The 7686-nt window shown below is 58.5% G+C and carries 8 protein-coding genes; 2 read left to right on the top strand and 6 right to left on the bottom strand.

Annotated features, from left to right (window positions below):
- The coding region (locus HMPREF9538_RS32725) for a hypothetical protein (RefSeq protein ID WP_228701537.1) at positions 1–111 on the bottom strand (111 nt) is incomplete at its 3' end.
- 300 nt (positions 112–411) lie between these two features.
- Between HMPREF9538_RS32725 and HMPREF9538_RS25160 the strand changes: the two genes are divergently transcribed.
- A complete protein-coding gene (locus HMPREF9538_RS25160) occupies positions 412–1686 on the top strand; it encodes a dicarboxylate/amino acid:cation symporter (protein ID WP_004149053.1) in 1275 nt (424 codons plus the stop codon).
- Between the two features lie 273 nt (positions 1687–1959).
- Here HMPREF9538_RS25160 and HMPREF9538_RS25165 read toward each other — a convergent pair whose 3' ends face one another.
- The 5 genes from HMPREF9538_RS25165 to yegD all read right to left on the bottom strand — a co-directional run bounded on the left by HMPREF9538_RS25165 (position 1960) and on the right by yegD (position 7278).
- Positions 1960–2571: a helix-turn-helix transcriptional regulator gene (locus HMPREF9538_RS25165; RefSeq protein ID WP_009483956.1), complete on the bottom strand. Its 612-nt coding sequence runs from the start codon at positions 2569–2571 to the stop codon at positions 1960–1962.
- Between the two features lie 115 nt (positions 2572–2686).
- Entirely contained in the window at positions 2687–2827 is a 141-nt protein-coding gene (locus tag HMPREF9538_RS31315; protein ID WP_004180546.1) for a small membrane protein, read from the bottom strand.
- A 237-nt stretch (positions 2828–3064) separates the two neighbouring features.
- Positions 3065–3766, bottom strand: coding sequence for a response regulator transcription factor (locus HMPREF9538_RS25170; RefSeq protein ID WP_004198790.1), 702 nt, complete (start codon positions 3764–3766; stop codon positions 3065–3067).
- Between the two features lie 14 nt (positions 3767–3780).
- Positions 3781–5637 (bottom strand): sensor histidine kinase, encoded by a 1857-nt coding sequence (locus tag HMPREF9538_RS25175; protein ID WP_020316990.1) that lies wholly within the window; start codon positions 5635–5637, stop codon positions 3781–3783.
- Between the two features lie 288 nt (positions 5638–5925).
- Positions 5926–7278, bottom strand: a complete 1353-nt coding sequence (gene yegD, locus HMPREF9538_RS25180; protein WP_032456980.1) for a molecular chaperone — start codon at positions 7276–7278, stop codon at positions 5926–5928.
- Positions 7279–7415: 137 nt separating this feature from the next.
- Between yegD and HMPREF9538_RS25185 the strand changes: the two genes are divergently transcribed.
- On the top strand, positions 7416–7686 hold a 271-nt coding region (locus HMPREF9538_RS25185; protein WP_009483952.1), incomplete at its 3' end, for an AlkA N-terminal domain-containing protein.

The following is a 7686-nucleotide window of genomic DNA, read 5'->3' as shown; positions in this document are numbered from 1 at the left end:
GGGAGCCCCGCTGCCGCTCGTCCCGCGATCGTGCCAGAACCAGTAGGCGGCCCCGGCGATAATCACTACCGCCAGCGCGGCGCCCCAACGACGTATGTTACTGCCTTTCATTAGTTTACGGTCTCATCCTGAAGCGTTTCGCTGAATGATACTAGTTTAGTGAGGGAAGGGGCCGTAAAAATGGAGGAATTATGAAAAGAAGGTTGAGAAATGTCTGGATAACCGCCGCGACGCCGGGCGCTCCCGCGGCCGATATCCGGGGTGATATCAACTTTTAGTTTAAAAAAGCAAAAAATAGTTGTATCCGCGGGGGCTTTAATTAGATTTATGCGGTGAATAAATCAGTGCATTCTCATAATAATAAAATATGCACTTAAAAATCAACGTGTTAAATAATCAGGGGTCATTGCTGTGGCAAACGCAAACAAACTCACGCTCTTCATCGTCATTTTTATGCTGATGGGGATCCTCTCCGGCGCGGCTATCCATGCCTACGCGACGCCAACCACCGTCTCCGCCTGGGCGGACAATATTACGCTGCTCACCGATCTGTTTCTGCGGTTGATCAAAATGGTCATCGCGCCGTTGGTGTTCAGCACCCTGACGGTCGGCATTATGCGCCTCGGCGAGACGGCGACCATCGGCCGGGTAGGCGGGAAGGCGATGGTCTGGTTCATCACCTCCTCGGTATTATCCATTCTCGTCGGGCTGGTGATCGTCACCTTCCAGCACCCGGGCGCCGGGTTAAACCTGGCGGTGCCGAAAGAGGCGGTGGATACCGGCCTGGCGGTCAGCGGCATGAGCCTGAAAGGATTCCTGTCGCACACTATCCCCACCAGCATCACCGAGGCGATGGCCAACAACGAGATCCTGCAGATCGTGGTGTTCTCGATGTTCTTCGGCATCGCCGGCGCGTCGCTGGGGGAGAAGTTTAATGCTCCGCTGGTGGCGGCCCTTAACGTGGTGTCGCACATTATGCTGAAGGTGACGGGCTATGTGATGTACGTTGCGCCGCTGGCCATCTTCGCCGCCATCTCGTCGGTGATTGCCTCCCAGGGGCTGGGGATCCTGCTCAACTATGCTTCGTTCATCGGCGGCTACTACCTGGCGGTGCTGTTGACCAGCGCGGTGCTGATTGCCGTCGGCTATATGGTGCTGAAAAAAGAGGTTTTCCGCCTGCTGAACATGCTGAAAGATCCGGTGCTGGTGGCCTTTACCACCAGCAGCTCGGAAGCGGCCTATCCGAAGACCCTCGAGCGACTGGTGAAGTTTGGCTGCTCGCGCAATATCGTCTCGTTCGTCCTGCCGATTGGCTACTCGTTCAACCTCGTTGGCTCGATGGTCTACTGCTCCTTCGCCGCGATGTTTATCGCCCAGGCCTATAACGTGCCGCTGAGCTTTAGCGAGATTACGGTCATGATGCTGACCCTGATGCTGGCCTCGAAAGGTATCGCCGGGGTGCCGCGTTCGGCGCTGGTGGTGCTGGCGGCGACGATCCCCAGCTTCAATATACCGGTCGCCGGGATCCTGCTGCTGATGGGTATCGACCATTTCCTCGACATGGGGCGCTCTGCCATCAACGTGCTGGGTAATGGCATCGCCACCGCGATGCTGTCGAAAAATGAAGGGTTGCTGACCGACGAGGAAGCGCAGCCGGACTGGGAAGTGGAGAAAGCGGAAGCCTGATCCTGCCGCGCCCTTTCACTGAGGGCGCTATTCCACACGGAAAAAAGACCCCTGACAGGCACGTCAGGGGCAATGTGACGAAGTATCAGTTTTCCTCGTGTAGCGTGTTTTTTATTATATAAAGACGGACGGTAACGTCTTTATACCGAGGAAGCGTCAGAGTTTAACGTTATGTCCGCCAGCGCTGGATATTTTTTAGCATCCTGCGACTATTTTCGGATTTCCGACAATATAGCCAGGTCAATATCTTATTTTTTTTGTGCTGCTGTTTGCCTACCAGCGCTCACGTAAAAGATTCATAAACTGGAAAAATTCATGATTATTATTCAGGCTGTATTTTTCCATGATCTTATTCTTATGATAGGCGGCGGTGCGGGGACTCACACGCTGCAGGGCGGCGATTTTACTCATATCCAGCCCTTCGAGAATACCGTGCACTACGGCGGTCTGCGATCGCGATAACACGCGATGCGGACAGCTGGCGCAGCTGAGTTCCCGGCCTGCGGCGTCGGTAGCCGTGGGGGTCATACAATGCTGGAGCTCGCTTTTAATGATCGTCAGCAATTGCGGAATACTGGCCGTTTTTAGCGAAACAAAAATGACCCCTTTCAGGCAGTTAATCATGAACTCATCTTCCGGCAGCTGGTCATAGCTATGGAGGATAATCAGCGAGCTTCCTCTTTTTCTGTTCTTAATCAGGGTATTACACAGGTATATTTCCCCGGGGATCACTTCGCAGATAATGATATCTTCAGCTGACAGATCGGTGTTACGCCAGGAAAAACGCGCCCGCAGATCGCCCCGGGTGAGGTCATTGACCATGGCTACCAGCGATTCACGGACAAAGGCGTTGCGGGTGTTGATGGTGACATTAATGTTTCTCATGGCGTTATTTCCTTACGCAAAACATAACGCCATGCTGTGACAAATCCTCCGGGCGTATGCGGTGTGTTGAAGATATAAAAGTACCTACAATAATTTTTTATTATTTTAAAGTGAATTATTTACGACGCATCGAACGCTTATCGTTAAAAGTCAATTTCTGCCGCCTCCTGTCTTTCAGATAGGAAATAAAACTGTATACAGAGATGCTGAAGAAAAAAATGCATAGCAATAAAACTAACCACGTTTGCATGGCCATCGTTTTTACCCTGATTGTGTTGCATGGTGTCAGAATTTGCCGCGAACGGCTAATACGTTTTGTTATATGCTTTTCTGTCCCGTGAAAATCTTACGCCATCATCCTGATGTGCTAGCACTATAAGAAAGTTCTTAAGGTCATCGTCAGTCTCATTCCTCTCATTTCTCTCAGAAAATGAGAAAAATTAACACTTACGAGTTTTTTATATTCCGCGCGGCCGCCGACGCGCCCCGTCGTTCAGGAAATAAAGGCCAGTCCCTTACCAAAGATTGCGCGAACGGGCAGGTGGATCCCCTGCTGGCGTGCCTTGTGACGCAGGCGGCTAACCACCACGTCGATCCGGTGCAGGTCAGGCTCGCTTTCATGGGAAAACAGGCAGGCATGGAGATCCAGTTTGCTGCACACTTCGTTGCGATTGCGCATCAGGAGCTCCACCAGGCGATATTCTTGCTGGGTTAACTCCAGCGTCCGGGCGTCGGGTGAAATCAGTTTATCCTCGTGCAGACGCCAGCTGCCGGGGGAGACGGCCGGCGGCGTGCCGATCGCCTCCGCAGGCGGAGCCGCCGGACGGTCCTGGCGCAGGCGCGCGCCGAGGGCGGTGAGGGTCTCGGCAAGATGGGCGAAGTTTACCGGTTTGATCAGATAGGCATCGGCTCCAAGGCTCAGCGCCTGCAGTTTATCCTGTTGCTGACCGCGGGCGCTGACCACCACCAGACCGTAGTGCCCCAGCTCATGCAGATAGTTCAGTACGCTGAAGCCATCCTCGCCGGGCAGGCCGATATCAACCAGCACGATATCCACCGGATGGCTGTGCAGTTGCCGCCAGAAGGCTTCGGCGCTACGCGTCCCCCACACCTCGAAGCCGCGATAGCCCAGCCAGGCCAGCAGTTCATCCAGCAGATCGGCGTTATCTTCAATTATCGCCAGCCGTAAAGCCATACGTCGTTCTCCTCTTAAGCAACCGTGGGGAGGGTGAGAATAAAGGTGCAGCCGTCCGGGCCATGCTCGGCCAGCCACAGTTTGCCATCATGAGCCTGCACTATCTGACGCGCAACATACAGTCCGAGACCGGTGCCGCCTGGTACCGGCGATGTGTGCTCGCCGCGGCGGTAGCGCTCAAAGATCAGTTCCGCCTGTCCGGCGGGGAGTCCCGGGCCGTGGTCGCGAATGCGTAGCTCCGTTTGCCCGGCATCGGAATGAATATCGATGGCGATTTCACCGGGGGGCGAATACTTGACGGCGTTATCCAGCAGATTAGCGATGGCGATGCACAGCAGGCCGGCATCGGCCTGCAGCTGCGGGCTTTCCACCGCGCCGTGCTGGCGGATGTTCAGGTAGTGATCATGGGAGATGGCCACCACCGAGGCGGCCATGTTGATTACCGTCAGCAGGGCGGTCTGCTGGCGCTCGACGTGCAGATCGTGGGAGGCGAGCCGGGCGTCGGCAAGGCAGTTATCGGTGAGCTGCACCAGGCGGGTGGCGGCGCGGCCGATGCGATCGAAGCGCGCCTCCTGGCTGGTCGAGGCCGCCGAGAGGCGAAGATTCTCCAGCGCCGCCTGGATCACCGCCAGCGGGGTGCGAAATTCGTGCGCCACCATGCCCATAAACTGCCGCTGGTGGAAGCTGGCCTCACGCTCAATCTGCAGTTCGCGCGCCAGGCGCTGCTTCTGCTCCAGCTGGCGGTTTTCAGCACGCACCCGCAGGATGGCAATGATCAGCACCGTAATGATGTGGACGATCAGCGCGTACTGCCAGAGGGAATAGATCGCCATATGGAACGGGATAATCCCATGGATCGACAACTGCACCAGCACCGCGGCGACGACATAGAACGGCGGCAGCAGACCCAGCAGCAGGGTGGTACGGTCGATAGCTTTTTTGCGCCACAGCCACCAGGAGGTGAACAGCAGCACCGGGGTGATAATGATGAATACTACCCCTTCAATCTGCATCGCGAAGCCGTAAAACCCGAGCGGAATACTGACCTGCAGCACCAGGTTGAGTATCACGGCGGCGATCAGCAGCTGATGAAGTCGCGGCATATTCTTCTTCAGATCAAAAATCTCGCTGTGCAGCCAGAGGGCGGTGGCATAGCTGAACAGCGAGAGGCTACTGATCATAAAATCCTGGAAGGGCAGCGCGGCGTGGCCGAAGAACCACTCCGGGAAGCCGTGCAGAGCGGCCACCAGCGGATAATTGAGCGAGAAAAGACAGATCCCCCATAGCAGACGCCGGCGCAGGGCCAGCGCCAGCCACAGCGCCACGCCGCTGGCGACGGCGGCCAGACCGAAGTAGAAGCTCCAGAAAGCGGTGTCGGCGGTCGCTCGCTGCACAAATTCCTGCGGCGAAGAGAGCGAGGCCAGCAGGATCAGAGTGCTGGTGCTCTGCAGGCGAAAGACTACCTCATAGCCGGCGGCGGTCGGCGGCGGGGGGAGGATCAGCACGCTTTCCCGGTAGTGCAGATCGCTCTCGCGGGCGACGTCGCGGTCGCCAAAGGTGCGCTGTGCCCAGGGGGCATCGCTGCCCAGAGGCCGATAGTAAATAGTCAGATGGTCGACAAAAGAGGGGCCCAGCTGCATCCAGCGCGGCTCCCCGGCAAACCACGTTCCCGGCAGTTCGCTGCGCAGCCACCAGGTTTTTCGCGAATAACCAAAGGAGGGGATCTGCCGGGTGGTGGCGAGCTGGTCGATGGGCAGGGCGGCGAAGCGATCGATGGTCATCTGGCCGCTGGCGTCCGCGTACCACTGGACCGGAATATCTATGCCCACCTGGCGCGTCGCCGCCTGAGCCTGCGGGGCGACCAGCAGCAAGAATAATCCACAGCTGAGCAGCCAGCCTGCCAGGAGCCGCGGCCGGCAACGCCGGACCGCCGCGAAGATCGCAGACACCCTTTTCAATCACGCCCCCTTGCGGCATGCAAAGATTACTGACCGCAGACGTCTGGCTACGGTATGGATAATACGCCCCCGGAAGCGGGGAGAGTGGACAGGCCTGTCCGGACGAACAGGCCATTTTGCGTGGGAGACAAGGAATATTCCAGTGTAATCTGCAGCGCCAGGATCAGGACAGACCTGCTGCGCGGCAGCGCCGGACGAGGGCTAGCGGAAAACCACCTGCGCCCAGCGGGCCAGCCCGGCGGTCACCGAGCCAAAATCATCGCCGCCGGCCAGCGGAATACCCGGCAGCTGAGCGGCCAGCGCCTTTTTGATCAGCGGCGAACGGGCGCTGCCGCCGGTAAGATAGATCACATCCGGGGTGGTCTGGCTGCTGTCGAGCGCGAGCCGCACCTGTTCCATAATGCGGGTCAGGGGCTGATCCAGCGCGGCTTCCAGACCCTGCTGGGCGATGGCGGTGGCCAGCTCGTCCTGAATAAACGGCAGCGCGGTTTCGACGCTGGCGGCGCTGGAGAGGGCGATTTTGCTCTCTTCGGCGCTGCGCACCAGACGATAGCTAAGACGCTGGCGCCAGACCTTCAGCAGTAGAGCCACCTTGTCGGCATCCCGGGCGCTGCGCAGCAGATCGTTCAGCAGGCGGCCGTTGGCAGTGCTGTAGAAATCGCTCTGCGCCGGCACGTCGTTGATCGCCACCGCGTTCCACCACGGGAGGATCGGCAGCGCGGTGCCTTTTTCCGTTTCGCCGCCCATGCCGAGGAGGGGCATCAGGCATTTGAAGGCCAGGGCAATGTCGAGATCGTTACCGCCGATGCGGCAGCCGCTGTGGCCGAGCAGGCTCTGCTGGCGGTCGGCGCGCTCCCGCCACTGCGGGCCCATTAGCAGCAGGGAGCAGTCGGTGGTTCCGCCGCCGATATCGACGACCAGCACCCGCTTTTCTTCACTGAGGGTCGCTTCGAAATCGAGACCGGCGGCCACCGGGTCAAACTGAAAGACCACATCGCGGAAACCGGCGCGGTGGGCGGCCCGCTCAAGGATCCCCTGCGCCTGGGCGTTCGCCTCATCGCCGCCGAGGCCCTGGAAGTTAATCGGCCGGCCAATCACCGCCTGGTCGATCTGCTCGGGCAGCTGGCTTTCGGCCTGCAGTTTGATGTGCAGCATCATGGCGCAGACCAGGTCTTCAAACAGGGCCACCTGCTGCGGCTTCAGCCCGCTGGCGCCGAGGAAGGATTTGGGCGATTTAACGAAGTAGACCTCTTCCGGATCTTCAACATACTGATGCAGCGAGGCGAGACCGAACTGCACGCTGTTGCGCAGCACCTCGATGTCTTCGTCGCGGTTGGCGGCAATGGCCCGGCGCAGCAGCGCCTGGTTTTCATCGCTGTGGGTGGGGACGTCATGATGGCGATAGAGCCACTCGCTGACCGCTTCGCGCGTTGGCGCGCAGAGCATCGAGGGCAGCAGCGCGCTGCCGTTTTCCAGTGTCAACAGCTGAGGGGTGTTTTCCCGCATCACGGCCACCGAACAGTTGGCGGTGCCGTAGTCAAAACCAATAAACATCGTCTGCAAAATCCCCATGCCGGTGAAGAAGGGGGGCGACTTTAGCGGATCGTCGCCAAGCCGACAACTGGAATTTAAAAGCAAGGCGCTGACGGTCAAGGGCGACTATCATTGAAACGCTATATAAAGGAGAGCTTATGGTGCTGTTACCCTGGACCCCGCCTTACGACTGGGCGTGGATGGTTGGTTTTCTGCAGGCGCGTGCCGTCGCCGGCGTCGAGCGCTTTGATGAAGGAGGCTACAGCCGCAGCTTTGGCGTGGAAGGCCACCGCGGGCTGATTCATCTGGCGCCGGACGAAGAGGCGCAGGGCCTGCGGGTGACCCTCTCCCCGGGGCTGCAACCGGTGGCGGAGATCTGCTATGCGCGAATTGGCCAGCTGTTTGATTTAGCCTGCGACCCGCGGCAGG

Origin of the sequence: Klebsiella sp. MS 92-3 (assembly GCF_000195655.1) — a bacterium.
Lineage (GTDB): Bacteria > Pseudomonadota > Gammaproteobacteria > Enterobacterales > Enterobacteriaceae > Klebsiella > Klebsiella pneumoniae.
This window is presented reverse-complemented; position numbering and strand designations above follow the sequence as displayed.